This window comes from Alteromonas lipotrueae (assembly GCF_019249255.1).
In the GTDB taxonomy this organism is placed as follows: domain Bacteria; phylum Pseudomonadota; class Gammaproteobacteria; order Enterobacterales; family Alteromonadaceae; genus Alteromonas; species Alteromonas lipotrueae.
Genome location: NZ_JAESDJ010000009.1, coordinates 1 through 17199, shown reverse-complemented (window position 1 = coordinate 17199; position 17199 = coordinate 1). Strand labels below are relative to the sequence as shown.

Below are 17199 nucleotides of genomic sequence, written 5' to 3'. Positions count from 1 at the left end.
ATGGCATCGTGTAAAGCAGGCTGCACAACGCCATGTTATAACAGACTGTATTTTGATATGCACTTGCAAACCACGCTTGTAAACTCGCTAAAGTTAGGTAATTAAGTTGTAAATTGCGAGCGTGTTTGTAAGGGGTACAGACATAAGCAACTTTTTTACTTAGTCGCTTTTACCCGACAGTGTATGCCGAAGGTCTGACGAATTTGCGCGCTATTTTTGTTCTTTAAGTCTCTTTAAGCGCTTACCCGATAGATACCGAGCGTTCGAAAAAGGCTTTCACATCAATTTTATAGTCAGAAGCAATAGCCGCTTTTGAGACCTTAACGTTTTTTTCCGAGGCTAAATCGATATCTTTCGGCTCAAGAAAGTGTGCATTTCGAACAGAGTAAAATACCTTAACTTTAGGCGCTAATGGCGAGTCTGTTTGTTCCATCACCATGGCAAGTCGTTCATTCGACAGCAGTACTAGGCTTCCTACCGGATAAATACCCATGCATTTAATAAATTGTTGTACCAATGGTAAGTCCAATTGAGACGGCGCATCACTTAGTAAAATAGAAAACGCTTTTTGGCTCGACATACCAGATTTGTAAACTCTATCTGCGGTTAGGGCATCATACACATCCGCAATAGCCAACATACGGCCTTCACGACTGATATTATCGCCTTTAGTGCCCATAGGGTACCCTAAACCATCTAAGCGCTCATGATGCTCGCTGATAGCTCTAATTAGCGTCTTGTCTAAGTCGGTACCATTTAAATAATCTACACCATGTTTAACATGCCCTTTCATGATGTCCATTTCACCATCAGTTAAGCGGCCAGGCTTATGCAGAATTTCATCCGGTATTTGAATTTTACCCAAATCATGTAGAAAACCTGAATATGAAAGATCTTGAACTTCACTTTCGGACATCCCTAAATGACGACCAAAATTAGCCAGCAATATGGCGACATTTAAAGAATGCTCTAGGAGGTAATCGTCTTTTTCACGAATTTTCGTCAAACACAGCAACGCATCGGGATTACGGTCTATCGACGAAACCAGCTTCGCTGAAAATTCTTTAGGAATACTACTATCAAAGGGCTGTGTTTTTTTAACACTGTTAAGAAGTTGCTTCTGGATGCGCTTACCTTGTACATGCAACTTAGTCGCGCGGGTCAATTCGTTTTCAAGACTTGCCTTGGGCGCTTTCTCTTCGCCTTTTTTGCTTACCGGTACTTCGTTTGTAGGCGTAGATTTAGTTGATGATACGCTAAAGGCTTTATCGGTATCGACAACAAGGGTTAACACTCCCCTTTTTTTAAGGGTATCAGCAACAGCCTGCGAGGTAACTCGCCCTTGGCTTTTAACTGAAAGCTGACCTTTTTGCTCCAGTATTTGATGAACAAACATCCCTGGCTTTAAGTCTTTTATAGTGATTTTTTTTAGCATTATGAGTGAGGTACCACTTTTAAAAAAACGCCACACCTAACGGTGATAAATTGTGCTACACATGAATATTTAACTTACTGGTCAAGTTCTGCGAGTAAAGTATATAAACTAGGCTTCCAACCATAAGTTTTCATGTTCACTCTATGGTTTCTAACTAAAACACCTTCCGATACTAGCAATGAACGTTGCTCTTCTGCAGGTTCAGACCCCAACGGAAATGCTATTTTCCCATCAGCTCTTACAACTCGATGCCAATGAGTAGTAACATAGGAGTCTTTCAAGTACTTTCCTACAAGTCTAGCTCTACCCGGCAAACCTGCAAGGTCTGCTAACTGACCATAGCTGACGACATAACCACTAGGTACAATTGAAAGTGTTTTTAATATTCTGGATTCTACTGCTACATTAGCCATATTGCATATTATCCATTCTACCTATTTTCTGCCGAAGAAATTTGAGTACAAATCTATACTATGAGAACAAAATGTATACGATGTCATTACCCAACAACCACCTGTATTTGCAACGCTATTTCTTCGGTCAGCATACCCATCAAGGTTATCGTTATACAGCATGTTAAAGAGTCTTCCAATGCTAAGAACACCGCGAGATTAATCAAACTTTGTACTAACAATGTAGAGATAATCACCACTGACAATAGTAGCGAAATGGAAAGATTAGCTTCAACATGTAATGCTCAATCAACAGCTCTTTTATACCCCAGTGACAACAGTATTGTCCTTGAGTCACAACGGGAACATATTGCTTCATCACTTAAAAACCTATTGGTTATAGACGGTAGTTGGAAACAAGCCTACGCTGTGTTGCAGCAATTTCCATGGTTATCGTCTATACCAAGCTTTCATTTCGAGCAGGCCCCGGCTACACAATATAGAATAAGGCATACTCGAATTCGTGAAGGGTTATCAACTCTTGAAGCAACGGCCTACACATTAAACACATTGTATAAAATTGATACTCAGCCTTTCATTGAGCTGCAAGAAGCTATGCAAGATAATTGGAGAGGCCCCAAAGCCCACCAGCGAGAGACTTAATCACAACGCTCCCATAGGGATAAACCCTTTTTGCTCTTTAATTAGTGTTATCCAGTTTCTTATCGCTGGATAAGCGGCAAGATCAAAGCCCCCCTCATGTGCAACATGGGTATAGGCAAATAATGAGATGTCAGCCAGCGAAACATGATTACCTAACAAAAACGGGGTTTGACTAAGTTGTTTATCCATTACTTCAAGTGCTCTATAGCCGCCTGCGTGCTTCGCCTCATATTCTGCTTTTCTATCTTCGGGTAAGCCAAGGTAAAGATTGATATAGCGCGCAACCGCAATATAGGGTTCGTGACTGTATTGCTCGAAGAACTGCCATTGCAACAATGTGGCAAAAGTAAAAGGTGAGGAGGGTATAAACGTAGAACCCGACGCTAAATAATGCATGATGGCATTAGACTCAGACAACACACGCCCATCATCCAGTTCTAAAATGGGAATTTTACCATTAGGGGACTTCGCTAGAAAAGCATCTGTTCGGCACTCTCCTTTAAGAATATCGACATCAATCCACTCACATGCCTTCCCAAGTAATGCTAGTAAAAGCTGTAATTTATAGCAATTACCAGAGCGTTTATCGCCGTAAATCAGCATTTCACTCTCCTAATGAATATGTGTTTACTCTATAAACTACCCTTAGTAAAAGGATTCTACAAACAGAAAGAAAAACCAAGATGCGGGTAAAGGCATCATGCAAATAAGCAATCTTAGCTTTTGGGTTTTGCTTAAAATTCTACGTAAGGTTTCTTTATTAGTTTCTATCGACTCTATTTTCTTACTTAACGACAGCTTTACGTCGCAGCTTACTTGCTGACGAATAAGGTGAGTAAGTTCACTTTCCTGTTCTTTCATGACTATGTTTGACACGGTACGCATCCTTTTAGCCACTATAATCATAGGTAAAAACAAATACGTTGAAATGAAAATGGCATAGACAGTGAGAACACCAATATCGAAGACGGGGACTGGCTTGTTGATCCAAAAAATTGGCGTTAACGCAAATCCACAGACCGCTATCAAGGTATTAGAAAGGGCCATGTCAAATACTTCTCGCAGCAAGTTTAGCTCTTTACTAGAGTCTGGTTCTTCTGTTGATGCAAGCTGCTGCAAATAATGAGTATTACTGAAGACCTGCAAAATAAAGAGCGTTAATAATAACCAAAAAGGAATTGATGTAAGCGCGATAACAAGTACTTCTGGCTCATCTATTCGTGTCACTAAGCCTTCGGATAATAGATAAACGACGGGCATGATCACCCCAATTGAAGTTGACCACATAAGGTGTTTAGCGAACTGCCTACCTAAAACACGGCGATGATGATTAAACTTGCTTAATTTTTCTAAACTTAATAACGCTGCAATTAATGTACTTGCCGCATTCTTATGTACATTTCTAATCGTTAGCCAAAAAAAGCCTGAAAGCATCGTGGTGCCTAACGCAGTATTAAAATCTCGTTGATGATCGGCGTCTAGAATGGGCCAAGTTAATGCGCCCGTCCAATTATGTATAAGTAGGAGAATCAAAACTAAGAAGAGTGGGTACGCCCATACACTTACTACATTGCGGTTACTTTCGTAAGCACTGAACTTCATCGTAATTTTTTATCGCTAGTTATAATAATAGAAAAGGGGGTATACGCGTCGACTAAACGCTGAAGGCGGAATTATACGGGTAACTGAAGATCAAACCAAATTTAAAAAGTGTTTAAATATCGCCTTTTAATTTTAGCCGCAAGCCCGACAAATTAAATGAACGTTTCGACCATTGAAACCAATCCCCACGACAAAGGAACCAGTACAACCGCCATTATTGTTTTTAGTTTATCACTGTTTGTGCATAGATCACTGTGGGCACGGCCCAACTTCGACGGCCTACTATCGTTAGTACAATTGCTATTTTCACTGTGACTTTGGCTTGAGGCTCGTATTTTCTGCTGTTTCAACGTCGCTTTTAATTTTAACAAGGGCGTAAACGTATAAGCCATCATTAACAGTGACAAACTCATTACCGCTATCACTTCCAAAGGTGACACTACTACGTTGAACCAAAAGATAGGCAGAACAGTTAATAGTCCCAAGGCAATAATGGCATTGGTCAGAGAAAGCTTAGTTATTACGCTAAATGACGCCCAATAGTCTGAAGGTTTATTGGTTCCTGGGAGTACCTGCTTAAGTAGGTAGGTCACATTTGATCTTACTTGAAATAAAAATAAGGTTGTAAGAAGAATAAGTGTAACGAACGATGCGATGAATGAAATGCCTTTGATGCTGTAGCTTTCTTTACTAACATCGCCTAGAAATACTAATACAACCAAAAACATAGATGAAATTATTAACGAGTTGATAATTTGGTGATGAAACACCTTGGTTAGCCTTTGCCTGTGTACGGTAAACTGACCTAGCTGATTTTTTTTTACCAATAACGAAATTAAACTGCTTGCTACGTTTTGGTGAATGTAACGAAATCCAAACCAGAAATAGCCAATAAATAATGAAATGCTTACAGCAGAATTAAAGCTTCGCTGAGCAGCCATATCGCCAGATTCCGGCCAGTTAAAAGCCCCCGAATACATATTCAATAGCGGTATAGCTAATAAAACTAATAGAGGAAATAAGCCAATAAACTGTTGTGGTTTACTAGTTGGAGGAGCTATCTTCATAAAACCAACGTATCTACTAACGAGAGGATACAGACAGAGTGCGTTTGTAATACTACAAATTAGCCACAATCTGCGTAGACAATCATTATATTCAGCAATCCTTATGTTAATCCATTGACGTTTTGATTTACACTGTTTATGTATTAATTCAAATAAAAAAACCCGCCATTAGGCGGGTTTTTATAAACAGCTATTAGATTACTTGCGTAACTTCTGAATAAGGCGAAGTTGTGCGATAGCTTCAGACAACTCTTGAGCTGCTTCTGCGTAATCAAAGTCTGCGCCTGGGTTGGCGATGTGCTCTTCAGCACGTCGTTTGGCTTCTTCTGCTGCTTGCTCGTCTAGATCTTCTGCACGAACCGCAATATCAGCCAGTACGGTGACGTTACCAGGCTGTACTTCAAGTACACCACCTGCAACGTAAATAACTTCTTCTTCACCGAACTGCTTAACCAAACGCACCATACCAGGTTTAATAGCAGAGATAAGTGGCGCGTGACCGGGGTGTATACCTAGTTCACCTTCGCTACCTGTCACTTGAATCGTTTCAACAAGACCAGAAAAAATTTCTTTTTCTGCGCTTACTACGTCCAAATGTACTGTCATTGCTGCCATAGAACCTCCTGATTAGGTACGTTAGCACATTAATAGGCTGACAGGGTCAGCCGCATAATTATGCTTTATTGGCTTTCTCTTGAGCTTCTTCGATAGAACCAACCATGTAGAAGGCTTGTTCTGGTAGAGAGTCATACTCACCTTCCAGGATACCTTTAAAGCCACTGATAGTGTCTTTAAGCGATACATATTTACCTGGAGAGCCAGTGAATACTTCTGCTACGAAGAAAGGCTGAGAAAGGAAGCGCTGAATTTTACGAGCACGTGATACCACTTGCTTGTCTTCTTCAGACAACTCGTCCATACCTAGGATGGCAATGATGTCTTTCAACTCTTTATAACGCTGAAGTACAGTTTGTACGCCACGTGCTACGTCGTAGTGCTCTTGACCAATAACAAGAGGGTCAAGCTGACGTGAAGTTGAATCTAGTGGGTCTACCGCAGGGTAGATACCAAGAGAGGCGATATCACGAGAAAGTACAACTGTTGCGTCTAAGTGAGCAAAGGTTGTTGCCGGAGATGGATCTGTCAAATCATCCGCTGGTACGTATACCGCTTGGATTGAAGTGATTGAACCCGTCTTCGTTGACGTAATACGTTCTTGAAGTACACCCATCTCTTCTGCAAGCGTAGGTTGGTAACCTACCGCAGACGGCATACGACCTAGAAGTGCTGATACTTCAGTACCTGCTAGGGTATAACGGTAGATGTTATCTACGAAGAATAGTACGTCACGACCTTCGTCACGGAACTTCTCAGCCATTGTAAGACCTGTCAAAGCAACACGTAAACGGTTACCAGGAGGCTCATTCATTTGGCCGTAAACCAACGATACTTTATCAAGTACGTTAGAGTCGTTCATTTCATGATAGAAATCGTTACCTTCACGAGTACGCTCACCAACACCGGCGAATACAGAGAAACCACTGTGTTCGATTGCGATGTTACGGATAAGCTCCATCATGTTTACCGTTTTACCTACACCAGCACCACCGAATAGACCAACTTTACCACCCTTAGCGAATGGGCAAACTAAGTCGATTACTTTGATACCAGTTTCTAGTAATTCTACTGAGCTAGACTGATCTTCGTAGCTAGGCGCTGCACGGTGAATAGACATACGGTCTTCTTCGCCAATTGGGCCTGCTTCGTCGATTGGGTTACCCAATACGTCCATGATACGGCCAAGAGTAGCTGTACCCACTGGAACCATAATAGGGTTTTCAGTGTTCTCTACAGCCAAACCGCGCTGTAAGCCATCAGTAGAACCTAGGGCGATAGAGCGAACTACACCGCCACCTAATTGTTGTTGCACTTCTAGGGTTAACCCAGACAAGCCACCTTCGGTAACTCGTAGTGCGTCATAAACTCTTGGTACCGCAGTTTGTGGAAACTCAATGTCCACAACGGCGCCAATGATTTGGACGACCTTACCTTGACTCATAATTTGTCCTCGTTATCTTTTAGAAACCTTTGCCTACACCGCTGCGGCACCGCTCACAATCTCACTAATTTCTTGAGTGATTGCAGCTTGACGCGCTTTGTTATATATCAGTTGCAACTCATCAATTAAGTCGCCAGCGTTGTCGGTTGCTGCCTTCATGGCAACCATTCGCGCAGCTTGTTCTGACGCCGCGTTTTCTACAACACCCTGATACACCTGAGACTCAATGTAACGTACCATCAATGCTTCCAAAATTTCTTTTGGATCTGGTTCGTAAATGTAGTCCCAACGATGCTTATATTCTTCGTCTTCAGACTTTGGCAAAGGCAATAACTGATTGATCACAGGGCTCTGTGTCATGGTGTTGACGAAGTCATTAAATACCAAGAAAACTCGGTCTAATTTGCCTTCGTCGTAAGCTTTAAGCATTACACGTACAACACCTACTACATCGCTCGCAGACGGCTTATCACCCAATCCAGATTCAGCGGCAAGCAAAGTGCCACCAAAACGGTTGAAGAAAGAGCACGCTTTTGAACCTAATGCAGCGAAGTCCACTTCTACACCTTGGTCACGCCATTTTTTGACGTCCTGAGTGACAAGCTTAAATTCATTACTGTTTAAGCCACCACACAAGCCTCGGTCAGTGGAAATCACAATGTAGCCGACGCGCTTAACTTCACGCTCTTCCAAATAAGGATGGCGGAACTCAAGGTTACCGTTAGCAATGTGACCAATCACTTTTAGCATGTTTTGCGCATATGGACGGCCAGAGGCCATACGTTCTTGCGCCCGTTTCATTTTGGACGCAGCAACCATTTCCATTGCACTGGTAATTTTTTGAGTATTTTTAATACTCCCAATCTTACCTTTTATTTCTTTACCGCTGGCCATGACTATTTCTCCGATTACTCAACGTGAAGCCGATGGTGTTTACACATCATCGGCTGCATTGATTACCAAGTTTGTGTCGCTTTAAATTGTGTTAAAGCGTCAGCTAACTTAGCGGCGATTTCGTCGTTGAAGTTACCAGTTTCGTTGATAGTCTTCATAAGGTCAGCGTTTTCGCTGTTCATGTAAGAATGAAGAGCAGCTTCAAAATCTAAGATTTTGTTAAGCTCTACGTCCTTAAGGAAACCTTTTTCAACCGCGAACAATGATACGCCCATATCTGCAATAGATAGTGGTGCATATTGTTTCTGTTTCATTAGCTCTGTTACGCGCTCACCGTGCTCAAGTTGCTCACGGGTTGCATCATCAAGGTCAGATGCGAACTGCGAGAATGCCGCCAATTCACGATACTGAGCAAGTGCAAGACGAATACCACCGCCCAACTTCTTGATAATTTTAGTTTGCGCAGCACCACCAACACGAGATACCGATACACCAGCGTTAACCGCTGGACGGATACCTGCGTTAAACAAGTCAGTTTCTAGGAAGATCTGACCATCTGTAATCGAGATTACGTTGGTAGGTACGAAAGCAGATACGTCACCAGCTTGCGTTTCGATAATTGGAAGCGCAGTTAATGAACCGGTTTTGCCTTTCACTTCACCGTTTGTATAACGCTCAACGTATTGTTCGTTTACACGAGCAGCACGTTCTAGCAAACGAGAGTGAAGATAGAAAACGTCACCAGGGTATGCTTCACGACCAGGAGGACGCTTAAGTAGCAATGAAATTTGACGATAAGCAACAGCTTGCTTAGACAAATCATCATATACGATTAGCGCATCTTCACCGCGGTCACGGAAGTATTCGCCCATAGTACAGCCAGAGTATGGTGCAAGATATTGCAATGCAGCAGACTCAGACGCAGAAGCTGCAACGATAATGGTGTGACCCAATGCATCGTGCTCTTCAAGCTTACGTACCACGTTAGCGATAGTAGAAGCTTTCTGACCAACCGCTACGTACACACATTTAATGCCTGTACCTTTTTGGTTGATGATAGCGTCAATTGCCATTGCGGTTTTACCACACTGGCGGTCGCCGATGATAAGTTCACGCTGACCACGACCCACTGGGATCATGGCATCAACTGACTTATAACCAGTTTGGATTGGCTGATCTACTGATTGACGCTCGATTACACCAGGTGCAATCTTTTCAACTGGCTCAAAGCCAGCTGCATCAATGGCGCCTTTACCGTCGATAGGCTCACCAAGTGTGTTTACAACACGACCTAGTAGGGCATTACCAACAGGTACTTCAAGAATACGGCCTGTAGATTGTACTTTTACGCCTTCCTGTAAATCCGCATATGGACCCATTACAACCGCACCTACAGAGTCTCGCTCAAGGTTTAGTGCAATAGCGTAGCGGCTTCCAGGAAGCTCAATCATTTCACCTTGCATTACATCGGCAAGGCCATGAATGCGGATAATACCGTCAGTAACTGCGACGATAGTACCTTCATTGCGTGCTTCACTGCTTACATTGAACTGTTCAATTCTTTTCTTGATCAGTTCAGCAATTTCAGTGGAATTAAGTTGCATGCTCTTATCCCCGTTATGCTTGCAACGCGTCTGCTAGACGGTTCAATTTCGATTTTACGGAACCATCTATTACTGTATCGCCGGCTTTAATAACCATTCCAGCGATCAGGTCAGGATTCACGTTACAATTAAGCTTCACTTTACGTGCCAAACGTTTTTCCAACGATGCAACCAAATCGGTTTTCTGTGCATCGTTCAGCGCAGAGGCTGAAGTTACGTCTACTTCAATTTCTTTGTCGTAATCAGCTTTAAACGCATCAAACACATTTGAAATTTCAGGCAACGCGGCTAAACGTTTATTTTCAGCCAGTACCTTTACAAGGTTCTGGCCATGATCATCGAGTTGCTCACCACAAACATTGATGAAAACGTCAGCTAGAGTATCTGCAGCTACTGCGCCAGATAACAACTGATGCATATCATCGTTTTGTGCTACTGCACCTGCAAAGGTCAGCATTTCTTGCCACTTCGCAATGGCATTCTTCTCGACGGCGAAATCGAAAGCTGCTTTAGCGTAAGGACGAGCAACGGTTGTCAATTCAGACATGGCTCATCTCCCTCTTAAAGCTCAGCGACAAGTTTTTCAACAATGTCGTTTTGTGCGTTAGCATCAATTTCACGTTGTAAGATTTGCTGTGCGCCAGCTACTGCTAATGCAGAAACTTGCTTGCGCAAATCTTCTTTGGCACGATTGCGTTCAGCTTCAATTTCGGTGTAGCCAGAAGCAATAATCTTCTCGCGTTCTGCATGGCCTTTTTGCGTTTCTTCGTCAACCAACTGGTTGGCGCGCTTTTTGGCTTGCTCGATAATTTCGGCTGCTTGCGCTTTCGCATCTTTCATTTGCTCAGTGGCTTTCGCTTGAGCAAGTTCTAAGTCTTTCTCTGCCCGTTCAGAAGCTTCAAGCCCATCGGCTATTTTCTTCTGACGTTCTTCAATCGCTGCCATCAGCGGTGGCCACACATATTTCATGCAGAACACCACGAACACAGCGAAGGCGATTAATTGACCAATAAAAGTGGCGTTAAAATTCACAATCGCCCCTCCTCTAAAAGTTCGCTAAAAAAGTGTGTAGTAAAATTAGGCACCAACAGCGAACAATAGGTATAGAGCGATACCAACACCGATCATCGCGATAGCGTCAATAAGACCTGCTACGATGAACATCTTAACTTGAAGTTGAGGTGCTAGTTCAGGTTGGCGAGCAGCAGATTCTAGGAATTTACCACCCAGCAGACCGAAACCAATAGCGGTACCAAGGGCACCAAGACCGATCAGTAGTGCAACTGCGATGTATAACATGTACGTCTCCGATTTAAGTTAAATTTAAAGTTAATGTTAAAAGTAGAACTCGGTTATTAACCGCGCCGGTCAATCCAGGTATTACCAGCGCGGATCAATGCTTACTAGTGGTCTTCACACGCCAAGCTTAAGTACACGATGGTTAGCATCATGAAAATAAACGCTTGTAGAGGGAGAACCAAAATATGGAATACAGCCCACATAAAGTGTAAAGGTAACTGGAAGTAACCAATGGTGGCTATCAAGATAAAGATTAGCTCACTGGCGTATAAGTTACCGAATAAACGCAGTGCTAATGAAAGCGGGCGTGCAAGTAAGGTAACTGATTCCAGAATAAAGTTTACTGGGATGAATACAGGGTGACCGAACGGTTGCATAGTAAGTTCTTTCGCAAAACCGCTGATGCCCTTCATTTTAATTGAATAGAAAAGAATGAGGATGAACACGCCAGACGCTAATGCAAACGTTAGGTTAAGGTCAGTAGTAGGCACAGCCTTCATGTAAACATCATGAGGGTCCATACCGAACGCATGCTGACCCACAAGACCGGCAATCCAAGGAATAAGGTCAACTGGCACTAAATCCATCAAGTTCATTAATAAAACCCAGACGAAAATAGTTAGTGCAAGTGGCGCAATTAGCGCGCTTCTTCCATGGAAGGTACTTTTCACGTTGTCGTCAACGAACTCAATAACCAATTCCACAAACGCCTGCATTTTACCAGGAACGCCAGTAGTGGCTTTCGAAGCTACGCTTCTAAAAACAACAAGAAATAGTATGCCAAGGCCAATTGACCAGGCTAGTGTGTCGACATGCCACGCCCAAAAACCTGCATCAGAGCATGCTTTGTTAAAAGCAATTCCGTTGTCGGTTGAGCACATGGTGGCATTGGTCAAGTGGTGCTTGATATATTCTGAGGTAGTGTATTCAGATGCCATTGTTTAACCTAAGTTGTAAAGTGTAAAAATTGGTGACTGGTTCCAGTACATATTCGTAAGCAAGTATTCAGTAGTTATTTATTAATCGTTATTGTTTGACTACTTCGTACCATAACGGAACATGGCCAGTGCGTGACTGGCGGTTGTAACGACATAAGCCACAAAAACTTCTAGCGGCGCGGCATTTAAGCCTGCAAATGTCACTACAAATAAAATGATTGTCAGTGCCAGTTTCAATTTTGAACCTTGGCTAAAACTTTGGGCAACAAGTTCGTTTTTACTTGCACCAGCATATTTAAATGCAAACCCCGAAAAAATCGCTGTTGGCAGTATGCTTATCACTGCGCCAGCGGCGGTTGATATTGCAGAATGTTGACCTGCGATAATACCCGCCAAAAGGGTTATTATTAGTGCCGTGACTACCTGAAACAGAATGCCTTTTTTGGCTATAAATAATCCGTGTTCAGCTAACTTGTTTTTCACGTTGCCCTACTGCTTGTTCATCTCTAACGAAAAGCGTCAGAAGTATACTGTTTTACCGACATTTTTCAACAGTACATCGCATTTTGAAAGCTATTCTGAAAATATTCTAACGCTATAACCGGAAAGGAGGCTGTCCACAGCCGAAGCTTTAGGAATGAATGATCGCAATATTTATGCTAACTTCCTTTCAGCACAGAAATATAACCTATTGAATTTTAGTTATTATTCCGTCTAACTGTTGTAAATCGTCGAAGCTAATGACTAATTTACCTTTCCCTTTTGCGTTATGGTCTATTGTTACCGGCGCCCCTAAATTTTCTGAAAGTCGGGTCATAAGGTTTTGAACATTAGGATCAATTTGCTTCTCTTGCTTCGGTTTTTCTGGTTCAAGTAGCTTTTTGACCAGCTTTTCTGTATCACGAACCGTTAAACCTTTACCCGAAACAACATTTGCCGCTTCTGATTGCTGATTGCCATCAAGGGCTAGTAATGCGCGCGCATGACCCATTTCAATATCACCATGCTCAACTAGCAACTTAACGTCATCATTAAGATTGTTAAGGCGAAGCAAGTTAGTCACGGTTGTACGAGATTTACCCACAGCTTCAGCAACTTCTTGGTGGGTTAAGGAGAATTCATTCATTAGACGGTCTAATGCTTGCGCCTCTTCCATCGCGTTTAAATCTTCACGCTGAATATTCTCAATTAGTGCGATGGCAACCGCGGCCTCATCAGGTACATCTTTAACAAGACAAGGTACTTCATCCAATTGCGCAAGTTGCGATGCACGCCAGCGACGTTCACCCGCAATAATTTCGTACTTGTTGTCGTCAACTTTACGAACAACAATGGGTTGAATAACACCTTGGGCACGAATAGAGGAAGCAAGGTCTTCAAGGGCATCAGGTGACATGTCTTTGCGAGGCTGATACTTGCCAGGCACAAGAAATTCTATAGGTAATTTACTAAGTTCGCTTTGTGTAGCTTCTGTCGCCGCAGCATCTGTTTCTCTTTGCGACGTCGATTGACTGGTTGCTAATAGCGCATCCAAACCGCGACCTAGCCCTCTTTTTCTTGCTGACATATTTCCCTCAATGGCCTATTTGCTGATATGCATTACGCTTTATTATAATTTAACTGGCTTTCGCCTGACTTGGCGCAGATTTATCACGACGACGAAGAATTTCACCCGCCAATGCTAAATATGCTTTAGCCCCTGTAGAAGACTTATCGTAGTACATCGCCGGTGTACCGAAACTTGGCGCTTCAGCTAGGCGCACGTTGCGCGGAATGACAGTACGATATACTTGCTCACCAAAGTGACGTTTAAGCTGTTCGGAAACGTCGTTGGCAAGGCGATTACGAGGGTCGTACATAGTACGCAATACCCCTTCAATCTTCAATTCAGGATTTACCACTGATGCGAGTTTTTGAATGGTATCCATTAACGCCGTTAACCCTTCGAGTGCGTAATATTCACATTGCATCGGTACCATGACTGAATCAGCCGCAGCTAATGCATTCACCGTAAGTTGGTTTAGTGAAGGAGGGCAGTCAATAAAGATAAAATCGTAGTAATCAAGAACAGGTTTTAACGCATTTCTAAGACGTACTTCACGGGCAAACATTTCCATCAACTTAATTTCAGCTGCCGTCACGTCACCGTTCGCAGCCACTAAATCAAATTTACCCGCTGTATTTTTTACAATAACATCGTTGATAGGTTGTTCTTCGATAAGCAATTCAAACGCGGTAGCGTGAACATCGTATTTGTCGACGCCGCTTCCCATGGTTGCGTTACCTTGTGGATCAAGATCAATCAGTAGCACTTTACGTTTTGTTGCAGCCATTGATGCTGCAACATTCACTGCAGTAGTGGTTTTACCCACACCACCTTTTTGATTCGCGATCGCGATTACCTTTGCCACAATAAGTCCTGTTATGCCTTTTTAATCCAAACGAGGTGTCGTTCGCCCACCAGATTCGGAACAGTGAGACTTTCCGTTTTGATCACCTGATAGTGATCACTCACTTCTTTTAATTCGTCTTCTGGAAACTGCCCTTTAAGTGCAAGGAACTGCCCGTCTGAATTTACCAGATGTTGGCACCAGTGCAACATATCTTTTAACGAAGCGAACGCTCGGCTAAGTACTATATCATACGGTTGCGCTGGGGTATGTGCTTCAACACGACTTTGAACAGGCGTCACATTAGATAATTTGAGGGCATGGACACATTGGGTCATAAACCGAACGCGCTTACCCAAACTATCTAGTAACGTAAACGCCGTATCGGGAAACGCAATCGCAAGTGGCATACCTGGCAAACCCGGGCCTGTGCCTACGTCACTGATGTGTTTGGCCTCATGTTTAGCTAAATATGGATATATCGCTAATGAGTCCAAAATATGTTTTACCATCATTTGTTTCGGATCACGCACCGATGTCAGGTTGTACGCTTTGTTCCATTTATCAATCAGCAGCACAAACCCCACTAGCTTTGCTTGTTGATCATCGCTTAATTGGAGTGATTGTGCCGTAAGGCCAGAGGCCAGTATTTCGTGTAATTCTTGGTCTAAACTCATAAATTGAAATCTACTTAAGCGCTTAATTTATCGTGCTTTCTTAACATGCCGTGCTTTTTCAAATACACTAAAAGCAACGAAATAGCGGCCGGTGTAATACCCGAAATACGAGACGCTTTACCAATAGTTTCAGGCCTCGCTTCGGTAAGTTTCGCCACCACTTCGTTTGATAAACCTGAGATCTTAGTAAAATCGAGATCTACCGGTAACAGTGAATTCTCGTGACGCTGTGTTTTGGCTATTTCGTCCATTTGACGGGCAATATAACCAGCGTATTTAATTTGGATCTCAACTTGTTCTGCCGCAATGGGATCGGTTAAACCAGGCCCAATACTTTCAATCTCCATCAATTGACGATAGGTCATTTCAGGTCGACGTATCAGTTCTTCTAGCGAATGCTCTTTGCTTACTCGCGTTTTAAGCAGGGTGTTAAGTGCTGGCGTAGCACCATGATCTTTATGTACCCATTGACCGCGCAGGCGTTGCAATTCACCTTCAACCGCTTCCATCTTAGTGTTGAATGCCGCCCAACGTGCATCATCTACCAAACCTATCTCACGACCTAGCGCGGTTAGGCGGCTATCGGCGTTATCTTCTCGAAGCAGTAATCGATATTCTGCACGGCTTGTAAACATACGGTAAGGTTCTTTCGTTCCCATGGTTGCCAGGTCGTCAATCAATACACCCATGTAGGCTTGATCGCGACGCAAAATAAGCGGATCTTTTTCTTGTGCTTGAAGCGACGCATTTGCGCCAGCAATTAGGCCTTGTGCACCCGCTTCTTCGTACCCGGTTGTGCCATTAATTTGGCCAGCAAAAAACAAACCTTTGATAAATTTATTTTCTAAAGTTTGTTTCAAATCTCTAGGATCAAAGAAATCATATTCAATCGCATAGCCTGGACGAACAATATGCGCGTTCTCAAAACCTTTGATTGAGCGTACGAGATTCATTTGAATATCGAAAGGCAAGCTTGTTGAAATACCATTTGGGTAAACCTCAATGCTATTTAACCCTTCTGGCTCAACAAAAATTTGATGCGAATCTTTGTCTGCAAAACGAGTGATCTTATCTTCAATGCTTGGGCAATAACGAGGGCCAATACCTTCAATTACGCCAGTGAACATAGGAGAGCGATCAAGTCCGCCTCGAATAATATCATGTGTTTTTTCGTTAGTGTGCGTGATGTAACACGGGATCTGTTGTGGATGCATTTCACGGTTGCCCATGAACGAAAATACCGGTGTTGGGTTATCACCAGGTTGTGCCTGCATCACACTAAAATCTAACGAACGGGCATCTAATCGTGCAGGTGTACCGGTTTTTAAGCGGTCTACACGAAACGGTAAGGCACGTAAACGATCTGCGAGGGCTATCGAAGGGGGATCGCCTGCGCGTCCACCACGATAGTTCTCAAGGCCTATGTGAATCGTGCCGCCTAAGAAGGTTCCTACTGTGAGTACCACGGTTTTGGCTTTAAATTTTAGCCCCATTTGGGTAACCACACCAGTCACCTGATCGTTTTCAACGACAAGATCGTCAACGCTTTGTTGAAACAACGTGAGGTTTTCTTGGCTTTCTACGATTTTACGAATGGCTTGGCGGTAAAGGGTTCTGTCAGCCTGAGCACGCGTTGCTCGTACAGCTGGTCCTTTGCTTGAATTTAGCGTTCTAAACTGAATACCACCTTGATCGGCAGCCAAACCCATTGCACCACCAAGTGCGTCAATTTCTTTTACCAAATGACCTTTGCCGATCCCACCGATCGCTGGGTTACAAGACATCTGTCCAATGGTTTCAATGTTATGAGTTAACAGTAAGGTGTTTGATCCCATGCGAGCAGCAGCTAGCGCAGCTTCTGTTCCAGCATGACCACCACCGACTACGATGACATCAAATGCTTGGGTGTAATACATATCGAACCTCACTATTAACGTAAATGGAGTAACTTTTTTCTTTTCTGTACAAGTCGAAAAAAGGGCGCGTATTTTAGCTGACTTATTGCATAAAGAAAATGGTTAAATTTTCTTCAATGCTGTTGCTCATTTCTTTTCGACCTGGCTCTATTGATCTTAAGATCTTATATAGATCTGTTTATTTTTATTATTATTAGGATCAGCAAGATCTGTTAGTAACCCTTTAAAGCAGTTTCAGATCATGAAGTTACACGATCTAAAAG

At 42.9% G+C, this 17199-nt stretch carries 19 protein-coding genes; 1 reads left to right on the top strand and 18 read right to left on the bottom strand.

From position 1 onward, the window contains the following. Positions 1-241: 241 nt before the first annotated feature. Positions 242-1435, bottom strand: a complete 1194-nt coding sequence (locus tag KYS23_RS13230) for a cyclic di-GMP phosphodiesterase (protein ID WP_159534226.1) — start codon at positions 1433-1435, stop codon at positions 242-244. Positions 1436-1509: 74 nt separating this feature from the next. Then, positions 1510-1848 carry an MGMT family protein gene (locus KYS23_RS13225; protein WP_159534228.1) on the bottom strand — a complete coding sequence of 113 codons (339 nt, stop codon included), beginning with the start codon at positions 1846-1848 and terminating at the stop codon, positions 1510-1512. 60 nt (positions 1849-1908) lie between these two features. Here KYS23_RS13225 and KYS23_RS13220 point away from each other — a divergent pair, with 60 nt between their 5' ends. Further along, a complete protein-coding gene (locus KYS23_RS13220; protein WP_218419041.1) occupies positions 1909-2490 on the top strand; it encodes a tRNA-uridine aminocarboxypropyltransferase in 582 nt (193 codons plus the stop codon). On the opposite strand, the gene KYS23_RS13215 is transcribed toward KYS23_RS13220, so the two are convergent. The 16 genes from KYS23_RS13215 to mnmG form a co-directional block, all read right to left on the bottom strand. Beyond that, positions 2491-3093, bottom strand: a complete 603-nt coding sequence (locus KYS23_RS13215; protein ID WP_159534232.1) for a glutathione S-transferase family protein — start codon at positions 3091-3093, stop codon at positions 2491-2493. A gap of 42 nt (positions 3094-3135) precedes the next feature. Continuing rightward, entirely contained in the window at positions 3136-4092 is a 957-nt protein-coding gene (locus KYS23_RS13210) for a hypothetical protein (RefSeq protein ID WP_218419040.1), read from the bottom strand. Between the two features lie 152 nt (positions 4093-4244). Beyond that, on the bottom strand, positions 4245-5159 hold the full coding sequence (locus KYS23_RS13205) for a hypothetical protein (RefSeq protein WP_218419038.1): 915 nt from the start codon (positions 5157-5159) through the stop codon (positions 4245-4247). Positions 5160-5357: 198 nt separating this feature from the next. After that, positions 5358-5774 (bottom strand): F0F1 ATP synthase subunit epsilon, encoded by a 417-nt coding sequence (locus KYS23_RS13200; RefSeq protein WP_159534238.1) that lies wholly within the window; start codon positions 5772-5774, stop codon positions 5358-5360. Between the two features lie 58 nt (positions 5775-5832). Next, on the bottom strand, positions 5833-7218 hold the full coding sequence (atpD, locus tag KYS23_RS13195; RefSeq protein ID WP_013786810.1) for a F0F1 ATP synthase subunit beta: 1386 nt from the start codon (positions 7216-7218) through the stop codon (positions 5833-5835). Positions 7219-7251: 33 nt separating this feature from the next. Then, positions 7252-8112: a F0F1 ATP synthase subunit gamma gene (atpG, locus tag KYS23_RS13190; protein ID WP_013786811.1), complete on the bottom strand. Its 861-nt coding sequence runs from the start codon at positions 8110-8112 to the stop codon at positions 7252-7254. Positions 8113-8174: 62 nt separating this feature from the next. Next, a complete protein-coding gene (atpA, locus tag KYS23_RS13185) occupies positions 8175-9716 on the bottom strand; it encodes a F0F1 ATP synthase subunit alpha (protein WP_013786812.1) in 1542 nt (513 codons plus the stop codon). Positions 9717-9729: 13 nt separating this feature from the next. Next, positions 9730-10263, bottom strand: a complete 534-nt coding sequence (gene atpH, locus KYS23_RS13180; RefSeq protein ID WP_159534239.1) for a F0F1 ATP synthase subunit delta — start codon at positions 10261-10263, stop codon at positions 9730-9732. 14 nt (positions 10264-10277) lie between these two features. After that, positions 10278-10748: a F0F1 ATP synthase subunit B gene (atpF, locus tag KYS23_RS13175; RefSeq protein ID WP_013786814.1), complete on the bottom strand. Its 471-nt coding sequence runs from the start codon at positions 10746-10748 to the stop codon at positions 10278-10280. Positions 10749-10793: 45 nt separating this feature from the next. Next, positions 10794-11015, bottom strand: a complete 222-nt coding sequence (gene atpE / locus KYS23_RS13170) for a F0F1 ATP synthase subunit C (RefSeq protein WP_012520222.1) — start codon at positions 11013-11015, stop codon at positions 10794-10796. 104 nt (positions 11016-11119) lie between these two features. Further along, complete coding sequence (gene atpB, locus KYS23_RS13165) at positions 11120-11953, bottom strand: F0F1 ATP synthase subunit A (RefSeq protein WP_013786815.1); 834 nt, start codon at positions 11951-11953, stop codon at positions 11120-11122. A 99-nt stretch (positions 11954-12052) separates the two neighbouring features. Beyond that, entirely contained in the window at positions 12053-12436 is a 384-nt protein-coding gene (locus tag KYS23_RS13160) for an ATP synthase subunit I (RefSeq protein WP_218419036.1), read from the bottom strand. A 205-nt stretch (positions 12437-12641) separates the two neighbouring features. Continuing rightward, positions 12642-13520 (bottom strand): ParB/RepB/Spo0J family partition protein, encoded by an 879-nt coding sequence (locus tag KYS23_RS13155; RefSeq protein ID WP_218419026.1) that lies wholly within the window; start codon positions 13518-13520, stop codon positions 12642-12644. Positions 13521-13569: 49 nt separating this feature from the next. Further along, complete coding sequence (locus tag KYS23_RS13150) at positions 13570-14364, bottom strand: ParA family protein (protein ID WP_013786818.1); 795 nt, start codon at positions 14362-14364, stop codon at positions 13570-13572. Positions 14365-14375: 11 nt separating this feature from the next. Beyond that, complete coding sequence (rsmG, locus tag KYS23_RS13145; RefSeq protein ID WP_218397610.1) at positions 14376-15020, bottom strand: 16S rRNA (guanine(527)-N(7))-methyltransferase RsmG; 645 nt, start codon at positions 15018-15020, stop codon at positions 14376-14378. Positions 15021-15034: 14 nt separating this feature from the next. Next, entirely contained in the window at positions 15035-16936 is a 1902-nt protein-coding gene (mnmG, locus tag KYS23_RS13140) for a tRNA uridine-5-carboxymethylaminomethyl(34) synthesis enzyme MnmG (RefSeq protein ID WP_218419016.1), read from the bottom strand. Positions 16937-17199: the final 263 nt, after the last annotated feature.